The 21,106-nt window shown below is 30.3% G+C and carries 16 protein-coding genes and 1 tRNA gene; 5 read left to right on the top strand and 12 right to left on the bottom strand.

The window, feature by feature from the left end:
- Window positions 1-9: 9 nt before the first annotated feature.
- Complete coding sequence (locus tag AAC008_RS10675; protein ID WP_339889285.1) at window positions 10-1,182, top strand: Pycsar system effector family protein; 1,173 nt, start codon at window positions 10-12, stop codon at window positions 1,180-1,182.
- On the opposite strand, the gene AAC008_RS10670 is transcribed toward AAC008_RS10675, so the two are convergent.
- The 11 genes from AAC008_RS10670 to AAC008_RS10620 form a co-directional block, all read right to left on the bottom strand.
- Window positions 1,174-3,537 carry a GAF domain-containing protein gene (locus AAC008_RS10670; RefSeq protein ID WP_339889284.1) on the bottom strand — a complete coding sequence of 788 codons (2,364 nt, stop codon included), beginning with the start codon at window positions 3,535-3,537 and terminating at the stop codon, window positions 1,174-1,176. The genes AAC008_RS10675 and AAC008_RS10670 overlap by 9 nt on opposite strands.
- A gap of 179 nt (window positions 3,538-3,716) precedes the next feature.
- The gene (locus AAC008_RS10665; protein WP_339889283.1) at window positions 3,717-3,968 is read right to left on the bottom strand and encodes a GIY-YIG nuclease family protein; all 252 of its coding nucleotides are present in this window, start codon (window positions 3,966-3,968) and stop codon (window positions 3,717-3,719) included.
- A gap of 45 nt (window positions 3,969-4,013) precedes the next feature.
- Window positions 4,014-4,088 (bottom strand) — tRNA-Val (locus AAC008_RS10660).
- 84 nt (window positions 4,089-4,172) lie between these two features.
- Entirely contained in the window at window positions 4,173-5,387 is a 1,215-nt protein-coding gene (locus tag AAC008_RS10655) for a folylpolyglutamate synthase/dihydrofolate synthase family protein (RefSeq protein ID WP_339889282.1), read from the bottom strand.
- Window positions 5,388-5,397: 10 nt separating this feature from the next.
- Window positions 5,398-6,207 (bottom strand): energy transducer TonB, encoded by an 810-nt coding sequence (locus AAC008_RS10650; RefSeq protein ID WP_339889281.1) that lies wholly within the window; start codon window positions 6,205-6,207, stop codon window positions 5,398-5,400.
- A gap of 200 nt (window positions 6,208-6,407) precedes the next feature.
- Window positions 6,408-6,809: a biopolymer transporter ExbD gene (locus AAC008_RS10645; RefSeq protein WP_339889280.1), complete on the bottom strand. Its 402-nt coding sequence runs from the start codon at window positions 6,807-6,809 to the stop codon at window positions 6,408-6,410.
- Entirely contained in the window at window positions 6,809-7,513 is a 705-nt protein-coding gene (locus tag AAC008_RS10640; protein WP_339889279.1) for a MotA/TolQ/ExbB proton channel family protein, read from the bottom strand. Before AAC008_RS10640 ends, AAC008_RS10645 begins: the two co-directional genes overlap by 1 nt.
- 48 nt (window positions 7,514-7,561) lie before the next feature.
- Window positions 7,562-8,932, bottom strand: coding sequence for a sodium:proton antiporter NhaD (gene nhaD, locus AAC008_RS10635; RefSeq protein ID WP_339889278.1), 1,371 nt, complete (start codon window positions 8,930-8,932; stop codon window positions 7,562-7,564).
- Window positions 8,933-8,957: 25 nt separating this feature from the next.
- A complete protein-coding gene (locus tag AAC008_RS10630; RefSeq protein ID WP_339889277.1) occupies window positions 8,958-10,184 on the bottom strand; it encodes a Glu/Leu/Phe/Val dehydrogenase dimerization domain-containing protein in 1,227 nt (408 codons plus the stop codon).
- A 206-nt stretch (window positions 10,185-10,390) separates the two neighbouring features.
- Window positions 10,391-11,374: a hypothetical protein gene (locus AAC008_RS10625; RefSeq protein WP_339889276.1), complete on the bottom strand. Its 984-nt coding sequence runs from the start codon at window positions 11,372-11,374 to the stop codon at window positions 10,391-10,393.
- Window positions 11,362-11,886 carry a hypothetical protein gene (locus AAC008_RS10620; protein ID WP_339889275.1) on the bottom strand — a complete coding sequence of 175 codons (525 nt, stop codon included), beginning with the start codon at window positions 11,884-11,886 and terminating at the stop codon, window positions 11,362-11,364. The genes AAC008_RS10625 and AAC008_RS10620 overlap by 13 nt, the downstream gene beginning before the upstream one ends.
- A 163-nt stretch (window positions 11,887-12,049) precedes the next feature.
- Between AAC008_RS10620 and AAC008_RS10615 the strand changes: the two genes are divergently transcribed.
- The 3 genes from AAC008_RS10615 (at window position 12,050) to AAC008_RS10605 (ending at window position 18,681) form a co-directional block, all read left to right on the top strand.
- Window positions 12,050-14,290 (top strand): reprolysin-like metallopeptidase, encoded by a 2,241-nt coding sequence (locus AAC008_RS10615; RefSeq protein WP_339889274.1) that lies wholly within the window; start codon window positions 12,050-12,052, stop codon window positions 14,288-14,290.
- Window positions 14,291-14,560: 270 nt separating this feature from the next.
- The gene (locus tag AAC008_RS10610; RefSeq protein WP_339889273.1) at window positions 14,561-18,481 is read left to right on the top strand and encodes a hypothetical protein; all 3,921 of its coding nucleotides are present in this window, start codon (window positions 14,561-14,563) and stop codon (window positions 18,479-18,481) included.
- A gap of 5 nt (window positions 18,482-18,486) precedes the next feature.
- A complete protein-coding gene (locus tag AAC008_RS10605) occupies window positions 18,487-18,681 on the top strand; it encodes a hypothetical protein (RefSeq protein WP_339889272.1) in 195 nt (64 codons plus the stop codon).
- Between the two features lie 46 nt (window positions 18,682-18,727).
- Here AAC008_RS10605 and AAC008_RS10600 read toward each other — a convergent pair whose 3' ends face one another.
- Complete coding sequence (locus tag AAC008_RS10600) at window positions 18,728-19,795, bottom strand: anhydro-N-acetylmuramic acid kinase (protein WP_339889271.1); 1,068 nt, start codon at window positions 19,793-19,795, stop codon at window positions 18,728-18,730.
- A 96-nt stretch (window positions 19,796-19,891) separates the two neighbouring features.
- Here AAC008_RS10600 and AAC008_RS10595 point away from each other — a divergent pair, with 96 nt between their 5' ends.
- Entirely contained in the window at window positions 19,892-21,031 is a 1,140-nt protein-coding gene (locus AAC008_RS10595; protein WP_339889270.1) for an acyl-CoA dehydrogenase, read from the top strand.
- Window positions 21,032-21,106: the final 75 nt, after the last annotated feature.

Below are 21,106 nucleotides of genomic sequence, written 5' to 3'. Positions count from 1 at the left end.
AACCATCCAATGAGTTTAATAATAAAAGCAGAAAAATTTGTAGAAGAATTATTTAATGAAAAACTTTCTTCTGATTTTAGCTATCATAATTTTGATCATACGAATGAAGTGATTCAAGCTGTGATAGAAATGGCTGATTATTATCAAATATCTGACGAAGATAGAGAAAAATTAGTAATTTCTTCTTGGTTTCATGATACAGGTTACGTTGAAGGCACTGCAAATCATGAAGAAATTAGCTGTCAAATTGCTGAAAGTTTTCTAAAGCAAAATGAAATTGATCAAAACTACATTGATTCTGTAAAAAAATTAATAAGTGCAACGGTTTTTAATTATGTTCCAGTAACAAAACTTGAGCAAATAATGCGCGATGCAGATTATCATCATTTCTCTAAGAAAAACTACCTTGAAACTTGTGAAAAGCTGCGCTTAGAGTGGAAAAAAACCTGCAACAAATCTTTTACAGATGAAGAATGGGCAATTGAAAATTATAACATGTTGACCCAAAAACATAAGTATTATACTTCTTTTGCAAAAGCTAAATGGAAATCTAAAAAAATAAAAAACATAAAAAAAATAGAAGCTCTAATAGAAGAAAATAAACAAGCAAAAGAGACTTCAGGTAAGAAAAGAAAAGAAATAAAACCTGATAGAGGAATTGATACGATGTTTAGAGTTACACTTAACAATCATACTAGATTAAGTGAAATTGCTGATAGTAAAGCTAACATTTTACTATCTGTAAATGCGATTATAATTTCTATTGCACTTTCTACGATAATTCCAAAATTAGACAGCCTAAGCAACCAGCATTTAATTGTTCCTACTTTTATTCTATTACTTTTTAGTGTAACAAGTATCATATTTGCTATACTATCAACGCGTCCTAAAGTAACAACCGGAAGCCATAGCCTTCAAGACATTAAAGATCGAAAAGTGAATTTATTGTTTTTTGGGAATTTTTATAAAATGCCTTATGAACAATATGAAGATGCTATAAACGAAATGATGGGCGATAGAAATTATCTTTACAATGCAATGATTAGAGATTTATATCTTTTGGGAATCGTTTTAGAACGCAAATACAGATTATTAAGAATAACTTATAATATTTTTATGATTGGAATTATCGTTTCTGTAATTGCATTTGTCTATGCTTTTGAAATTAGACCTTTAGTTTAATTCTTTTAAAAGTTCTTCATACGAATATTTTTCGTCTGAAATTATCGTATTAACTACTTTTACTCGAATTGCTTTTAGCCCAGAAACACCTTGTAATTCTTCAACTTCAAATTGTTCTATAGTATCTTCTAGAAGATTTATGTGTTGTAAATACTTGATGTAATTTAAATATTCTTTTTCTTCTTCACTATTAGAATAAACAATTGTAATTTTTTCTTGTTGAGTAATTCGTTCTTGAGTTCCTAAAACAAAAGCCTTATCAATTCGTTTTTTTATAACTTCATATCTTGCGTTATAAGAACCATCAACATCAAATCGTTTTTCATCCATTCTAAATCGAATAGATAAAGGAGAACTGAAAACTAAAATTAATGAAGTAACCTCTAGTGCATAAGGCAAAGTTTCTTTTATACGGTGATGTTCTAGTTCCATTTCGCATAAAGTTTGCAATTGCCATAATCTTAAATTACTAATAAATATTTTATCAAAAGCAAGACTAGGAGCAATCGATTGACCTATGTAAAGATTATGTTCAACACCATCTGTTTTGAATCTTTCATAATAATGTGGGAATATTTTCTGAGCTTCAATTTGTTTTTCATCAATAATTGAGGCCATTTTTTTATTGATAATGGTTAAAGTGTAATCAAAGTCTTTTCGATGTTTGTAAAACATTCCTGTTTTTGGATCTAAACTTTGAAAATAATTTTCGATCAATTCTTTTATCGAAACACTATCTTGATTTGCTATTAATACAGGATGAATTTTAGACTCAATATAACGCTGAACTTGTTGTTCTGTATCTGCTTTTAAAGGCAAACCTAATTCATCAAGACATTCTTTTAATTCAAACTCAAGTTGTCCAAAAATAAGTAAATTACTCGATGCTTTAATCTTTTTAAAAATTGCAATTAACGTTTCTAATTGTGCAATTAAATCTTTCTTAACTGTTTCATTTCTTTTATCAGAAGAGCCTTTAATATCAATTTGACCATATAAAGGGTAAACATTTTTGAAGCTAATTTCTTTGAAAATATATTCTTTAGACTGATTCATTGAATCAATATAATTTTTAACTTCGTGTTTAAATTTCCAATATACACTTGAATGAATCGCTGTATATTCTTTCTGAATAATTGCTTCTTCCAAGTTTTTTAAATCACTGTAAGATCGATCTATTGCATCTGATATAAAAGGAAGCACTAAATCTAATTTATTTGCATTAATAGAGTTTAGAGTTCCCGCAGTTGCAGAAACAATTTCCATAATACCCAATAAGTTATTGTCTTTAACAATTGGTGCAAGCACGCAACTCTTAACATCTTGAGAAAGCAACTTATTAGCCAGCATACTTAAACTGGTATTTTCTTTATACAATGCTACATTTGAAAAAATAAGTGGCTTAGACTGCTTAATTAAAGATTCATATGAATAATCACAAAGTATTCCCATACAAGGTTCTTGTTCTTCTTTATTTAATAAAAAACTTGTAAAAGTATTGTCGTTAAAAGGAGGCTTTACAAAAGATTTTTCTTCTTTATCATATGAAGTAAATCCAATTTTTAAATCTGGAACCCTAAATATAGATCTAAATATTTCTTCTACTGTTTCACCTTTTTCTTTTGATTTATAACCTGTCTGTAAAAGGTTTGTTTTTAATTTTGAAATAGCATTTTCTGTAGTAACATCAATTAAAGTAGCAATCACAAACCCTTTTAAAATCCAAGATTGCTCAGGAAAATATTTTTTCCATAAATCTAAGTTATCATAATTATCAATTAATAACTTAATTTCTTCTCCTGTTAGATTAATTGAATTTTCTGTAGGTAAGATTTCTATGAAATCAGCATTATATAAAATTCTATAATGTCTTGTAATTCCATTACTATCTGGAATATCAAAGAAGATTGGACTTGTGAATTCAATTTTTTGTTTAAAAATGATGTTTAAAATTAAACAACAATTGAGTACATAAAACTGATGGTCATCAAAATCACTGATATTAATATCTAAAGGATAACCAACATCGGTTAAAATTTTGCGATAACGTTCAGAATAATTAAATGTAAATTTCTTAAAAGGAATTGTTGCAACTTTTATTTCATTGTGAGTCAAAGCTGTAGGGAATAAATCTGCTAATAAATATTTTATTAACTCCTCATTTTCTTTAATTATGGATAAATCTTCAATACCAGTTCTGAATTCAGGCTTATCCTCAATCTCTTTTAGTAGGCTTTTAGCATAATTTGAACGATAATCAACATTCGACATAGCAATCTCTTCTAAGCTCTCTATAAGCTTATGAAAAGATATTAATGTTTTAAAAGGACTAGCGTTTTGATATTCTAAAGCCATTGCATTTAATTTTCTACAAAATTAAACATTATAAAATTAATAAGACCTCATTTTAAGATTGAAGCGTAATTGACTTAATTGTATTAAATAAAAAAACTCCAACATTTCTGTTGAAGTTTTTTGTGGGCGATGAGGGGTTCGAACCCCCGACCCTTCCGATGAATCGGAATGCACTGAATTCACATATTTCTCCCTATCAATTCTTTGATTTTGACACTACTCTTCCAGCTTTTTATTACCCTTTCGCGCTGAATCGCTAATTCTTTTTTATTAAATGTTTCCGTATAAACTACCTCCCAATCATTAACAGAACCAGTAAAGCCTTTTGATTTTTGATTATGGCGAGTTATTCGTTCTTCTAAATTAGAAGTGTAACCAATGTAAAATTTACTTTTAAGCTTACTGTAAAGTATATAAACAAAATATTCCATATTGATCTAATAAAAAAACTCCAACATTTCTGTTGAAGTTTTTTGTGGGCGATGAGGGGTTCGAACCCCCGACCCCCTCGGTGTAAACGAGGTGCTCTGAACCAGCTGAGCTAATCGCCCTATTTTATTTTGCTATACTTGTTCCGTATTGCGAGTGCAAATATACACTACTTTTTTAATGTTCCAAACATTTTTTAAAAAAAATTAAATTATTTCTGCTACAACAAAAGTACTACCGCCAACATATATAAAGTCATCTTGATTAGCTTCCAACCTTGCCGAAATATAAGCTTCTGAAACAGAATTACATACTACTCCACTTAATCCGTAATTTAGTGCAACATCCTTTAAAATCGTTGCTTCTAAACCTCTTGAATTATTTGGTTTACAAAAATAAAAAAAAGCTTTTTTTGGAAATAAAGGTAAAATTGAATCTAAATCTTTGTCATTTACTACTCCTAAAACAATATGTAACTGTTTGAATTTTTGCTTTTGGATTTGTTTCATTACTATTTCCAAGCCATGAGCGTTGTGAGCCGTATCGCAAATTACTGTTGGATTTTTACCTATTTGTTGCCATCTTCCTAATAAACCAGTATTTTTTACAACATTTAGTAAACCACCTTTTACTACTTGCTCTGAAATAATAAAATGATTATTTAATAATTCTATCGTTTGTAAAACTGTCTTCTTATTCTTAATTTGATAATCTCCTAATAAATCACATGGTAGATCTTGAATTTCTCTTTCTTGTGCGTAATATATTGACGCATTATTTCTATTAGCTATTTCTATAAAAACATTTTTTGTTTCTGGAAGGTATTCACCTATAACAACTGGAATGTTTTGTTTTATAATTCCTGCTTTTTCTTTAGCAATTAATTCTAAAGTATTTCCTAAAAACTGTGTGTGATCTAATCCAATATTTGTAATAACTGAAACTAAAGGTGTAATTATGTTTGTAGAATCTAATCTTCCACCCATTCCAACTTCTATGATTGCAACATCAATATTTTCATCTACAAAATATTGAAAAGCTAAACCAACTGTCATTTCGAAAAAACTTAATTGATTTTGTTCGAAAAACGATTTGTTTTCTTTTACGAATTGAACAACATAGTCTTCGGTAATTTCTTTTCCGTTTATTTTTATTCTTTCTCTGAAGTCTTTTAAATGTGGCGATGTATACAATCCTACTTTATAACCTGCTTCTTGAAGAATTGAAGCCAACATGGAAGAAGTTGATCCCTTTCCGTTTGTTCCGGCTACGTGGATTGATTTAAACTTGTTTTCTGGATTGTTAAGGTGATTTACTAATGCAATTGTATTAGATAAATCTTTTTTATAGGCTGAAGCACCTTGTTGTTGAAACATTGGCAATTGATTGAAGAGCCACTCTGTTGTTTCTTGATAATTCATTTAAAAAAAATTATTCTCCTACACTAAAGTTAATTTCCACAAAACCAATTTGGCTATCTGGAGCATCTGCAGCTTGATTCCATTTAAAAGTTTTTGCAGTTGCAATGGCAGGCTGAATTAAACATTGACTTGTTGAGTTTGAACCTTTTGCAGAATATTGAGCATCAATAACTCTTCCTTCTTTGTTTACTGTAACTTGGATTATAATTCTACCCGCTTCGTCGCATTTTTGTATAATTTTATCGTTACCTGCTAAACTTCTTCCTTTTAAACCCCATTTTGTTCCGTTTCCGCTTCCTGTTCCTGAACCATTTCCGCTACCGTAATATGAATTACCGTACATTGTTCCAGTTAACTGTCCTTTATTACCATCGGAATCACCGTCACCTTCTCCAGATGAAGGAGTTTTTCCTTTGCCTTTTATCATGTTAGAAGCTGCACTATTAACAGTTTGTTTAATTTCTTCCTTAACTTCTTTAGTAGGAGTTGTTTTTGTTGGAGTTGTATTCGTTGGCGTTTTAACCGGTTTTACTTTTTCTTTTTTAGGAGCTACAACTGGAGAATCATCATCTTGAGTAGCTAAATTTTCTTGAGCTTCTACTGGTTGACTTACAGGTTGTGCTGCCGCAGCTTGAGTTTCTGCTGGCTCTACGTCTCCTCTACCGTTATCGCTTGTGCCAAAGTTTACTGCGATTCCGTTTTCTGGTGGTGGATCCATGTAGGTTAATCCGAAAAATATGCATATCAAAGCTATGATTACAAAGATTGCCGATGTAATTGCAAATGATTTTTTTTCTTCTGGTGTTTCTAAAACATTCATATTTTAGTATGATTTAGAGCAAATATTAATTTGCACAAATTATTTTATTTTACAACAATTCTTAAATTGCAACTAAAAGTCCTAGCCCAGATAGGAACGACATCCTTTTTTGTTTCGTTTTTAAAACGAAACAAAAAAGATATAGTGGATAGCTGGAAATAGCTACTAAAAATTAGATTCTGAAATAAATTCAGGATAAACTATTTTGGGTCTACTGCTAAGACTATTTTAATTTTGTTTCTATTGGCAATATCCATAACGTAAACCGCTTTTTCTATTGGCACTCCTTCTTCTGCACGAAGAATTAAGGCTCTTCCTTTATCGTCTTCTGGTGGAAGAATTGCCAAAAGTTGAGCTTCTAAATCTGTTTCTTCAATTGGGTCTTTATCTATAAAAAATTTTAAATCTTTAGTAATATTAACCGTTGTATTTTTGTTACTGTCTGTTTTACCTTTTGCTTTTGGCAAAACTAAGTCTAATGCGTTAGTGGTTACCATTGTTGATGTTATCATGAAGAATATCAACAACAAGAACACAATATCTGTCATGGACGACATATTGAATTCTGTTGAGACTTTATTTCTTGTTTTACCTAACTTCATTATACTGGTTCGTTTAATAAGTCAAGGAAATCTACGGCATTTGCTTCCATTTGATTTACCACTTTATTGGTTTTTACTACCAAGTGATTGTATCCAATGTAAGCTATAATTCCAACTATAAGTCCAACCACGGTTGTTGTCATTGCTGTGTAAATTCCTTCGGCTAATGCTCCAACTTCAATTTGTCCACCGCCACTTGCCATTTTATGAAAAGCAAGAATCATACCAACAACAGTTCCTAAGAAACCAATCATTGGCCCTGCCCCAGATATTGTTGCAAGCATTGAAGTATTTTTTTCTAATTTGTATAATTCTAGCGTTCCTGCGTTTTCTATGGCAGTATTTATATCTTCTAGAGGTTTTCCAATTCTTGAAATTCCTTTTTCGATTAATCGAGCTACTGGAGAATCTGTTTGCGCACAAATCATTTTAGCGTTGTCAATTTTTCCTGAAGAAATATTCATTTTTATGTTATTCATAAAACTAGAATCTATTTTACTGGCTTTATTAATTGCCATAATTCTTTCGAAATACAGGAATAACGCAAAAAACAATAGTATAAATAAAACTATCATTATAGAAATACCACCAATTCCACCACTTGTTAACAATGACCAGATTGAAAGCGTTTGTTCTACTGGTTGATCATCAGTTAAAACCTGATTAGCAACTGCTAAACTATCGACTTGAAGAAATATACTCATAGAATTATTTAATATAAATTAAAACGTAAATGTATTATAAAAATTGTATTATGCTGCATTTAATAAAAAATCTCTTAATAAAACAAAGACAGCAAATCCTGATAAGAATCCGATTAAGGCTAACCAACCGATTTTTTTAAGATACCACATGAAGTTTATTTTTTCCATACCCATTGCAACTACACCTGCAGCTGAACCGATAATTAACATACTTCCACCTGTTCCTGCTGAATATGCAATAAAGTGCCAAGCTGGTTCGTCTATTGGAATCGAAAACATTCCGATACTTGCAGCTACCAATGGTACATTGTCAATTATTGCAGAACCTACACCTAATAATAGAACTACTAGATCTGAAATGTGAGTAGAAGCAAGTTCTGTTCCTAAAAACGGCACTGAACTTTCTAAAACTCCTGCAAATTCAAATAACATTCCTAAAGATTCTAATGCTGCAACAGCCATTAAAATTCCTAAGAAGAATAAAATACTTGGCATTTCAATTTTAGACAAAGAATGATGAATTGGGCTATGACTTGGTGGTAAAGCTCCTCCACCTGCTGATGCTTCTGCCATAGAGAATTTAGAGTTACTAAAAAACTCAGCAAAAATTGAAACGATTGCTAATGACAACATCATACCCATATAAGGTGGTAAATGAGTAACAGTTTTAAAGATTGGAACAAATAATATTCCCGCTAAACCAAGATAAAACATTATTGCACTATGTTTTGAAGTAGACTTTTCTTCTTTTAAGTCTTCAGCAGCTATTTCACCTTTGAATATTGACAATCTTGAAGCGATAAATGTTGGAACCGCATAACAAACTAATGAAGGTAAAAGTACATGTATTATTAAACTAGATGCCGTTACTTTATTAGCAATCCATAGCATTGTAGTTGTTACATCTCCAATTGGAGACCAAGCACCTCCTGCATTCGCAGCAATAACTATTAAACCTGCATACCACAAGCGCACTTCTTTTTCTTTTACTATTTTTTGTAAAATAGTAATTAATACAATTGTAGCCGTTAAATTATCAATTATAGCAGACAAAATGAAAGCTAAAGTTGTAAATAACCAAAGTAAATTAACTTTACGCTTAGTTTTTACATAAGATTTTATGGTTGAAAACCCATCAAAGTAATCAATGATTTCGACAATTGTCATTGCTCCTAACAAGAAAACTAAGATTTCTGCTGTTTTACCTAGATGATGTAGTAGTACTCCTTCTAAATGATGAAGATCTAATGACCTTGTAGCAGTATTTACTTCAAAAACATCAAGATGAGCTACTGCTATAATTGCCCATAAAATAGCCATCATGGCTAATGCTGGTACAAGTTTGTCAATTTTCAAATTATGTTCTAATGCAATAGCTAAATATCCTACGATGAATATTATGATTAAAATTGCTTCCATTTTATTATTTTATTATTTTATTATTTTAGATTAATTGTTTTAATGCAATTTCAAAAGCGGTTGCACTAATGTTTTTCTTGTCAGAATTTTGGTCATATGCTTTCTGAATCGCATTTTTTATTATTGATGATGTATCTGAAAAAATAGCTTCATCAGTCATTTGCACTTTTTTCTCCATGAAATAAGCAAAAACTCTAGCCATTCCACAGTTTGAAATAAAATCTGGAATTAAACTAATTTGCTTGTCTGTTTCCTCCATAATTGGTCCAAAGAAAATTGCTTTGTCCGCAAAAGGAACATTAGCACCACAAGAAATAACTTCTAAACCTGAAGCAATCATTTCATCAATTTGTGATTTTTGCACCAACCTTGATGCTGCACAAGGAGCAAAAATTTGAGCTTCTATATTCCAAATTCTTTTGTTGATTTCTTCAAAAGGAATCATGTTTTCGGCTACTAATTTGTTTCCGTCTTTGTTTAAGAATAATTGTGTAATTTCTTCAAAAGAAAATCCTTCTTCATTAATTAAACCACCATCCCTATCTATTATTCCAACAACTTTAGCTCCCATTTCTGCTAAATAAAAAGCCGCTGCTGAACCTACATTTCCGAATCCTTGAACAATTGCCTTTTTACCTTTAACATTACCACCATATATATCGTAATAATGACGAACAGCTTCAGCGACACCATAACCCGTAATCATATCAGCAATTGTATATTTACGAGAAACGTGTGGAGAAAAATTTGGGTTTTCAATAACCTTAATTACACCTTGACGTAATTGTCCGATTCTGTTAATTTTATCTGCTTCTGTTGGCTTAAAATGTCCGTTAAAAACACCTTCTTGAGGATGCCAAACACCACATTCTTCTGTCATTGGAATTACTTCGTGAATTTCATCAACATTTAAATCACCACCAGTTCCATAATAATTTTTCAACAATGGAGAAACAGCTTTATACCAGCGTTCTAAAACACCTTTTTTTCTTGGATCGCTTGGGTCAAAATTAATTCCAGATTTTGCACCACCAATTGCTGGTCCAGAAACAGAGAATTTCACTTCCATTGTTTTAGCTAAAGAAAGAACTTCGTTCATGTCTAAGCCTTTTCTCATTCTAGTTCCACCACCAGCAGCACCACCTCTTAATGAGTTGATTACCGTCCAACCTTCAGCTTCCGTTTCAGGATCTTTCCAATTAAAAACTATTTCTGGTTCTTTATTCTCAAATTTTTGTAATAAATCTTTCATTAATTCTTTTAAATTGTAATTCAACAAATATACATAATCTATAGGATTAGATAAAATATTCACATTTTTTTAGCAATTTAATAATATCTAAACTAAAAAAAGGTTTAACACATTCCTTATCAAAACATTAAAAATCAGCATTTAAATTAAACGTTATCCTTAATAATGCAACTAAACTTATTTTTAAACTGAAATAAAAAAAATCATTAAAAATTTCCTACAAACACTTCTAAATCATCTTCAATATTTAAGTTTATTTTTTTTCGCAATCTATTTCTACTCTTTTTAACACTTTCTGTAGAAATCCCAAGCATAAGTGCAGTTTCTTTAGACCTTAAATTAAGTTTGATACACAAAAACAATCGTTCTTCGGCATCAGTAATTTTTGGGTATTTTATTCTTATTTTTTGAATATAATTAGGAAATGCCTTTTCAAAATAATTTTTAAATGAGGTCCAGTCTGTATCTGTTAGAATTTTTTGGTTTCTAAATTCAAAATCAACTTTTGTTAGTTCTTTAGTTTCTTTTTTATCAATTAACTCTTGTTGTTTGATAATTTTGTCATTTTTTTCAATTATTTGATTTGTTAACTCTAATAATTTAATTTTATGATTTTCAGACTCAATTTTGTTCTCTTTTACATTAATTCTCCAAACTAAGAACAGAATAATTAATAGAAAAAGAGCACTAAATAAAAACCAATAATTTCTTTCTAATTTTTTTTTGTTTTTTTCAAGTTCGAGTTCTGTTTGTTTTACTTTGTATTTTAATTCTAAATCATTAATTTTCACCAAGACATCTGCTCCATTTAAACTATCGTTTATAGTATGATATTTTTTTAAATATTCGTTAGCTAATTTATAATTATTCAATTCTTCATACAGAACAGACTTTCCTATGTAGTTTACTTTTAACAAATTACCCCATTCTTTTTCAAGATTAATTTGCTCACACTCATCATAAATAATTATTGCTTTTTGAAATTCTTTTTTATTAGTTAATAATGATGCTTTGTTATTTTGATATAACATAGTTTTATATAAATCATTATTTTTTTTCGCTAACCCTATTGCACTATCGATGTATTTTTCTGCTTCTTTATAATTTTCTTCAGACACTAATAAGTTACTGTAATTATTATATGTCAATGCCATTTGTTGACTATCACCGTATTTCTTTAGTATAGGCATCGCTTTATTGTAATAATAATGGCGTTTTCTATATCACCCGTTTCACTGTAAATTGTACTAATCTGCTCTAAGCACTCTCCCATACCTAAGTGGTCATTAGCTTTTGTATAAAAATCTAATGCTACTTTAAATTCCTTTAAAGCTCCTTGTTCATCTTGTTTTAGTTTGTAAATTATTGCTTTTCGTTTATGAACTACACCGTTCCAGGCAGGATTACCTTCCTTTTTAGCAATAATTTCTGCTTCTAATAAACATTTATTCATGTTTACAAAATCGTTCTTCATATAATAATCTACGAATAAATATAAATTACTGTAGACTTGAAGTTTTTTATTTTCTTCTGAAATTGCTTTTTCTAAAAGATTTTTATGGACTTTTATTTTTTCATCAATAGATAATTCAGAGTTATCTTTTATTGGATTTGTGTTTAACATATCCAAATTGATATTTGATTGTGAAAACGATAAAAAAGTTACAAGAAACATTATTAAAATAAATATGCTATTTTTCATTATTCTTTGTTTAAGTGCTTTGTCCAACAAAATTATACCTTTTTAGGTATTATTCAATAAATTGTACCCTTTTTTGTACCCTTTATTTTTACATATTATACAACCTATTAAAACTATTTTTGCACTAAGATTAATTCACTTAAATTTATTTAATAAAAAAACAATGAAAAAAAATTTACTCTATTTATTAATTGCATTTGTTTTTGGGCAGGTAAACGCGCAAAAAACTTCAATTTGGAAAGTTATTTCTTCGGTAGAAACTTCAAACGTTTCGAGAAAAACTGCTCATAAGAACACAGAAGGTGAAAAGTATTATGCTTTAAATGCATTACAATTAAAACAAACACTTACCAATGCTTCTAGTATACATTCAAAAAATGCAGGAACTTTAGTTTCTATTCCTAATTTGAACGGAGAATTAGAACAATTTGAAGTTTGGGAAAACTCAAATTTTGATCCAATTTTACAAGCTCAATATCCAGATATCAGAGCCTATTCTGGAAAAGGAACTACAGATAAATCTGCAAGTATAAGTTTTAGTTTAGCTCCAATTGGTTTTCAAACTGTTGTATTTAGGACTGGAAAAGACACTGAATTTATTGAATCTTATGATAAAGCAGCAACTGTTTATGTAGTATTTAGTTCTAAAAACAGTCATTCGGAAACTACTACTTTTTCTTGTGGTGTTAAAGATAAGAATTTAAACTTTACTCCTATTCAAAATACAAATAGATCAAGCGCAGGTCAATTAAAAACAATGCGTTTGGCAATGTCTTGTAATGGAGAATATGCTCAATATTTTGGAGGAACAGTCGCAGGTGCTCTAGCAGGAATGAATGCTTCATTAACAAGTATAAATGCGCTTTTTGAAAGAGATTTAGCAATTCATGTTAATTTAATAGCAAACAATGCTTCTCTAATTTATTTAAATGCAGCAACTGATCCATATTCTAATGCTGCAACTGGTTCAGCTAATGATGTTTGGAATTTAGAACTTCAAAACATGCTTTCTTCTACTATAGGAAATGCTGCTTATGATGTAGGTCATTTAGTCTGTAATACAGGTGGAAATGGAAATGCGGGATGTATTGGTTGTGTTTGTAATGATGATGATATTACAGATCAAACTGATATAAACAAAGGAGCTGGTTTCACAAGTGCACAAACAATGCCAGAAGGTTCTGTTTTTAACTTTGACTTTTTAGCTCACGAATTTGGTCATCAGTTTGGCGCAACTCATACTTTTAGTTATGAGTATGAAGGTTCTGGAACAAATATTGAACCTGGTAGTGGATGTGCTACAATGGGATATGCTGGTGTTACAAACTGGGATGTTCAACCTCATAATATTATACAATTTTCTACTGCAAGTGTTCTGCAAGTTGAAGCAAACATGGCTACAAAAACTTGTCCAGTAAGCACACCTTCAAGCGCAACTCCAGTTGTAAATGCTGGAGCTGATTATACAATTCCAAAAGGAACAGCGTTCAAATTAACAGGAACAGGTTCTGATGCTGATGCAAATGATGTATTAAGCTATAGTTGGGAACAAAATGACGATGGAACAGCAGCTACAGTTGGTGCAAACAGTACTACAACAGATATGAAAACAGTTGGTCCAACTTTTAGATTATTTCTTGCAACACCAGAGCCAATTAGATATTTACCAAAATTAGAAAATGTTTTATATGGTGAATTAACAACTCCTACTAATTGGGAATCAGTTTCTAATGTGGCTAGAGATTTAAATTTCAGACTTACCGTTAGAGATAATCACCTTGGAGCAGGACAAACTAAAACAGATGCTATGGTTGTAACTGTTGATGCAGCAGTTGGTCCATTTGTAGTTACATCTCAAAACACAACTGGAATAACTTGGGCGCAAGGGTCTACTCAAACAGTAACTTGGAATGTAAACGGAACAAGTTCATTAGCTGGTTCTACAAATGTAGATGTTTTATTATCTACAGATGGTGGATTAACATTTACGACATTAGCAGCTTCTGTAGCTAATAATGGTACTACATCTGTTACGGCACCTAGTGTTTCTTCTACTACTTGTAGATTGATGGTAAAACCAACAGGAAATATCTATTATGCAGTAAATTCAGAAGAATTTGAGATTACAACCGTGGCAAGTAATGCAGGTTTTGCATTTGATGATTTTGCTTTATATCCTAATCCAAGTGAAGGAAACTTTACAATTAAACTTAATTCAACATCAACTAATAAAATAGATATTAAGGTTAATGATATTAGAGGAAGACAAGTTTTCTCAAATTCTTATACTAATGATGGTTTTTTTAATGAGAACATTCAACTAAAAAGCATTCAAAATGGAGTTTATTTAATCAATATAAATGATGGAATAAACAACATGACAAGAAAAATAATAATTAAGTAGTTTATAGGTTAATAATAGAGGTTAAATTTGAAAGCAGAGAAACATTCGTTTCTCTGCTTTTTTTTACAAAAACATCATTTGACTCATTTTAAAAAATTCAAACAATTGTACCCTTTATTGTACCCTAACAACAAAGTGATATTAAAGGTTATTTATAATACTTTCGAATAAAATATAAAAATTCAATTTCATTAGTAGTTAAGAATACACTTTTTTCTTAAATGTAAATTAACTCTATGAGTAAATTAAAAATTATCTAATAAATAAAACATGAAAAAAATTATTCTCTATGCTTTTATGGTTCTAATTTATTCTTCAGCCTCTATGGCTCAAGACAGTATAAATTGGAGAAAAATGGGCAACAATAAAGGTGTAAGTTTTTATGAAATCCAAAATGATTTTAAGAATTATTGGAAAGACAAAACTCCTTCTCGAAGTCGAGGCTATAAACCTTTTAAAAGATGGGAAAGCTATATGTCAGAAAGAGTATATCCTTCTGGAAACATGAACCTACCTTCTAGTGCTTACACAAATTATATAGAGTGGCAAAAAAGAAACAACTCTTCTAGACAAGCTACTAATAATTTAATCACTTCTAATTGGACAGAGGTTGGACCTATTGGTTCTCCAACTGGACCAAGTCCCTATACTAGAACTGGAGCTGGAAGAACAACTTTTATTAGATTTTCACCAGATTTAGCTACAATGTATGTTGGAACTCCAGATGGAGGTTTATGGAAATCAACTAATAATGGTGCATCATGGACAACAAATACCGACTTCTTAGGAGTAATAGGTTGTTCTGACATAGCAATTACACCAAGTAATCCTAATGTTATGTATCTAGCAACTGGTGACATTGAGTCAGATAGAAAAAGTATTGGTATTTTAAAATCAATTGATGGTGGAAATACATGGAATCCGACCAGTCTGACTTTTACAGTTCAAGAAGGTTATAAAATTTCTAAACTTCTAATGGATCCATCAAATTCTCAAAAAATGATAGTTGCAACAAATACAGGTATATTTTACACAACTGACGGATGGCAAACTAATACTTTTGTAAGTGTAAATGGTGAATATCCAACTTTGTATGATATGGAATTTAAACCTGGTAATGCAAATGCAAATACCGTTTATGCTGCTGGAACTAAATTATATAAATCAACTGATTTTGGAGCTACTTGGGTTCAAATTACAAATGGAATACCAACTACTGATATTATTAGAATCGCTTTAGGGGTTTCACCAAATAATGATAATTATGTATATGCATTAATAGCAAAAGCTAACTCATCCTTTAAAGGTGTTTATCGTTCGTCTGATAGTGGTTCAAGTTTTTCAACTATGTCTACTACTCCTAATTTATTAGGATATGCAGAAGACGGTAATGATACTGCTGGTCAAGGATTTTATGATTTAGCAATTGCTGTTTCTCCTGTTGATGCAAATTATTTAGTTGTAGGTGGAATTAACCATTGGATTTCTAGTAATGGTGGTTCTACATGGATAAATACTTCTGTTTGGGATTCTGGAGAAGTTCATGCTGATGTACATGATGTATATTACTTACCAAATAGTGGCACAACTGTTTTTTCATGTAATGATGGAGGAATTTTTAAATCTACAGACAATGGTGATCAATGGACAGACATTAGTTCAAACTTAGCAATTGGTCAAGTTGTGGGATTAGGTTTATCACAAACAAATTCTGACTTTATAGTTGCAGGACAACAAGATAATGGAACTAATTTAAAAACAGTAAGCAGTTGGACTAACATCAATGGTGGTGATGGTGGTGAATGTTTTACTGATTATACTGACAACAACACAATATACGTTCAATATGTTGAAGGAAAATATAGTCGTTCAGATGATGGAGGTACAAATGTAAGCCCAATTCAAACTGGATTACCAACAGGTATGGATTTTTATAGTCCTTTTAAAATTGATCCAAATAATCATTTAAAAATTTATTCGGGTGGAACACCTGTATTATACACATCTAACAACAAAGGGAATTTATGGTCACCTCTAGGGTCTTCAGCTGGTACAGGAAACATAAAGGATTTTGTAGTAGCACCATCTAATTCAGCAATAATTTACACTGTACAAGAAGATGCTATTTCTAAATCTACAAATTCTGGAACATCTTTTAGCAATATAACTACAGGACTTCCTACAAATGCTTCATTTAAGAGTATTACTGTTTCAAATACAAATCCAAATAAAATCTGGGTAACCTATTCTGGTTTTATAGCAACATCTAAAGTATTCAAATCAATTGATGGAGGTTTAACATGGACGAATATTTCAAGTGGATTACCAAACCTACCTATAAACACTGTAGTATATAGAGATAATAGTCCACAAGACGAAGTATATATTGGAGCTGATATAGGAATTTTTACAATGTCTAATGCAACATCAACTTGGACAACTTTTATGACTGGACTACCAAATGTAGCTGTTCGAGATTTAGAAATTTATTACCCAACAAACAAATTGAGAGCTGGAACATATGGAAGAGGTATTTGGGAAAGTAATCTTTCTAATGCTGGTTCTTCAACATCTTGGACAGGTGCTGTAAGTACTGATTGGAATAATACTGGAAACTGGTCTAACGGAATTCCTAATTCTACATTGGAAGCCATAATAAATTATCCTTCAAGTGGAAGTAATTTACCTGTAATTAGCAACAATGCTACTGCAAATAAAATTACTTTAAACTCAACTACGACGTTACTTGTTACAGCAACAAATTCTCTAACAGTAACTAATGAAATTGTTAATGATGGAATATTAACTTTAGAAAACAATTCTAATTTAATTCAAATTAATAATTCAACTAATACTGGAAGTGGAAATACAATTGTAAACAGAAACAGTAGTTTAATAAAAAGACAAGATTACACCATGTGGTCTTCTCCTGTTAATGGTGCACAAACCTTAAAAAACTTCTCACCATTAACTGTTACTTCTCCTATTCGTTTTAATAGTTATAACCCTGCTACTTTACCTGATGGTTATTTTGAACCTTTAACAAACACATTAATAAATTCACCTTTCGAAATTGGTAAAGGGTATTTAATTAGAGTTGCAGACAACCATCCTACAGTTGCAACTGTTTGGAATGGAGTTTTTAATGGTTTGCCTAATAACGGAACTATTTCTGCTTCAATAACTCCAAATCAATCAGGAATTTCAGGCTTTAACGCAATTGGAAATCCTTATCCTTCTGATTTAGATTTACCTCTATTTTTTGCTGAAAACACTAATTTAACTGGTACTGCATATTTTTGGAGAAAAACAAACGGAGCAGCTAATGGATATGGTTATTGTACTTGGGCTTCTGGAGTTTGGACAACTAACACTTCAAATGCACTAGCTCCGACTAATGATAAAATAAGTCCTGGACAAGCATTTATTGTTCAAGCAAGTAGTGGAACTTCTGTTACTTTTAAGAATACAATGAGAACTATAGAAAACACAGATAATTTCTACAGATCAAATAATTCTAATACTATTAACGGTATGTGGCTAAATTTAAATGACAATAATTCTAATTTTAGTCAAAATGCTATCGTTTACGCTGACGGATCAACAAATGGTTATGATCATGGAAAAGATGCTAAATTATTAAGAGAACAAGATTTCTCTATCTATTCTATTTTTGACAATAACAATTATACTATCCAAAGTCGTTCAGTTCCATTAATAAGTTCTGAAATAATTCCTATAGGTATAAAAACACAAACTGATGGTAATTATTCTATAAGCATTGATCATATTTCAGGATTCTTTAGTTCAGCTCAAGATATTTATATTAAAGATTTATTGAACAACACCATTCAAAGTTTATCAAATCCTTATACTTTTTTCACAACTAGTGGTTCTATCGATAATAGATTTCAAATTATGTATGCTTCTGCTTTAAATACTGATAGTAATATCTTAAATCAAAATGATATCATCGTTTTTGGAACAGAAAATGGAATTAAAATTAATTCTGAAAAAATAGAAATAGAAAAAATTAGAATTTATGACTATACAGGAAGATTATTAATTGAAAGAAACAATGTCAAAAATAAATCAATAACTATTGACACTTCAATTTATAAAAATCTTTTAGGGTTAATTCAAATAAACACAACTGACAATAAAATTATTTATAAAAAAATTAAACTGTAATGAAAATGATAACATTAAAAAGAGCTTTAATAACTTTATTATTAATTTCAAGCTTTACAATAAATGCTCAAGGTGGTGTTGATGAAGATGAAGATCCTGTAACAGCTCCTATAAATTCAAACATGACCATATTATTTGTTTCTGGCATACTGATAGGTGTGTTTTTAATATCAAATAGCAAAAAAATAAAAAACTTATAATTAATGGTTTTGGTTAAATTGGAAAAATAGAGAGATGCAAGTTTCTCTATTTTTTTTTATAAATTTTACCAGAACTATGATTTTCTTTTGCACCTGTAACACTACTCAAAACATTAATTTCATTTCTAAGTTTTAAAACACCTAAAAAAGCAAAAATCAAAGCTTCTTTAAATTCAATTGTTTTTTGAGTTGGAATAATCACATTATTATCTGGTAAATGAAATTTTATCCTTTCGATTAAAAAATCATTATATACTCCACCACCTGTTATAAGTAATGAAGTGTCTTTTTTAGAAATAACTTTGCTAATTTGGAAAGCAATATGTTCCACAAAAGTATTCATTTTATCATTTATTGAAATTTTGAAATTTTCAGTTATTGGGAATACAAATTCATTTACAAATTCAATTCCTAATGACTTAGGATAACTTAAATTGTAAAATTCTAGCTTGTTTAGCTTATCAAATAACTCTAAATCTAATTTTCCTGACCTAGCTATTTCACCTTTATCATCATATTCAAAGCCTAAAGTGTTTGAATAGAAATTCAAAACTGTATTTACTGCAGAAATATCAAAAGCAATTCTTTGAACCTTATCTTCAAATGAAATATTAGAGAAACCACCTAAATTCAGGCAATAATCATATTCAGAAAACAATAATTTATCACCAATTGGAACTAAAGGAGCACCTTGACCACCTAACTCAACATCTTGAACTCTAAAATCACAAACAATATTCTGATTTATTAACTCCGATATTATTGGCAAATTTCCTATCTGTAATGTATATCCTAAATTAGGTTTATGTAGAATTGTATGACCATGACTACAAACTGCATCTAAATTTTCAATAGTATTCTTTGTAATAAAATCTTTGATTATTTCAGCTAATAAATGAGTATAATTTACATTTAGTTCTTCTAATTGAGATTCTGAAAAATTAACTGCTAATTTTAATTTATTTAACCATTCTTCAGAATATGAAACCGTTTCAGTTTCTAAAATCTCGTAATTCCAATCCGAATTTTTAGTAAATCTAATATGAGCCAAATCAACTCCATCTAATGAAGTTCCCGACATTACTCCGATAACGTTATAGTTCTGCTTAAACATGGGTTAAAATTACAAATAGTTATTGAAAATTTGCTAATTATTGAGTACATTTGACAACTTATTTTAGTACAAATTCAAAACAATATATTTTAGATTATGGATTTCAAATTAAACGAAGAGCAATTAATGATTCAGCAAGCTGCGAGAGATTTTGCTCAAACAGAATTATTACCAGGTGTTATTGAAAGAGATGAACATTCTAAATTTCCAACAGAACAAGTCAAAAAAATGGCTGAATTAGGTTTTCTAGGAATGATGGTTGATCCTAAATATGGTGGTGCTGGTTTAGATAGCATTTCATACATATGTGCAATGGAAGAAATCGCAAAAATTGATGCTTCCGCAGCAGTAATTATGTCTGTTAACAACTCATTAGTTTGTGCTGGAATCGAAAAATATTGTAACGAAGAACAAAAACAAAAATACCTTGTACCACTTGCAACTGGTGAAGTAATTGGTGCATTCTGTCTATCTGAACCAGAAGCAGGTTCTGATGCAACTTCACAAAAAACAACTGCAATTGACAAAGGAGACCATTATTTATTAAACGGTACAAAAAACTGGATCACAAATGGTAACTCTGCATCTACATATATTGTAATTGCTCAAACTGATATTGAAAAAGGACATAAAGGAATAAACGCTTTTCTAATTGAAAAAGGATGGGAAGGTTTTACAATTGGACCAAAAGAAAAGAAAATGGGAATTAGAGGTTCAGACACACATTCTTTAATGTTTTCTGACGTAAAAATTCCTAAAGAAAATAGAATCGGTGAAGATGGTTTTGGGTTTGCTTTCGCAATGAACGTATTGAATGGTGGAAGAATCGGAATCGCTTCTCAAGCTTTAGGAATTGCTCAAGGTGCTTATGAATTAGCTTTAAAATACGCTCAAGAAAGAGTAACTTTTAAAAAGCCAATTATTCAACACCAAGCAATCGCTTTCAAATTAGCAGATATGCATGTTCAAATTACAGCTGCCAGAATGTTATGTTTTAAAGCAGGTTTTGAAAAAGACAATGGTGAAGATATTTCTCACTCAGGTGCAATGGCTAAATTATTCGCTTCAGAAACTGCTATGAACACCACAATCGAAGCCGTTCAAATTCACGGTGGAAACGGTTATGTAAGCGAATATCATGTAGAAAGAATGATGCGTGATGCTAAAATTACTCAAATATATGAAGGAACTTCTGAAATTCAACGAATCGTTATATCAAGAGGTTTAACAAAATAAAAAACTAACACCCAATACATTAAAATCCAATTCATCAGAGTTGGATTTTTTTTATGGCGTGTCCCTTTGGGTCGG

Source organism: uncultured Flavobacterium sp. (genome assembly GCF_963975515.1).
GTDB lineage: Bacteria > Bacteroidota > Bacteroidia > Flavobacteriales > Flavobacteriaceae > Flavobacterium.
This window is presented reverse-complemented; position numbering and strand designations above follow the sequence as displayed.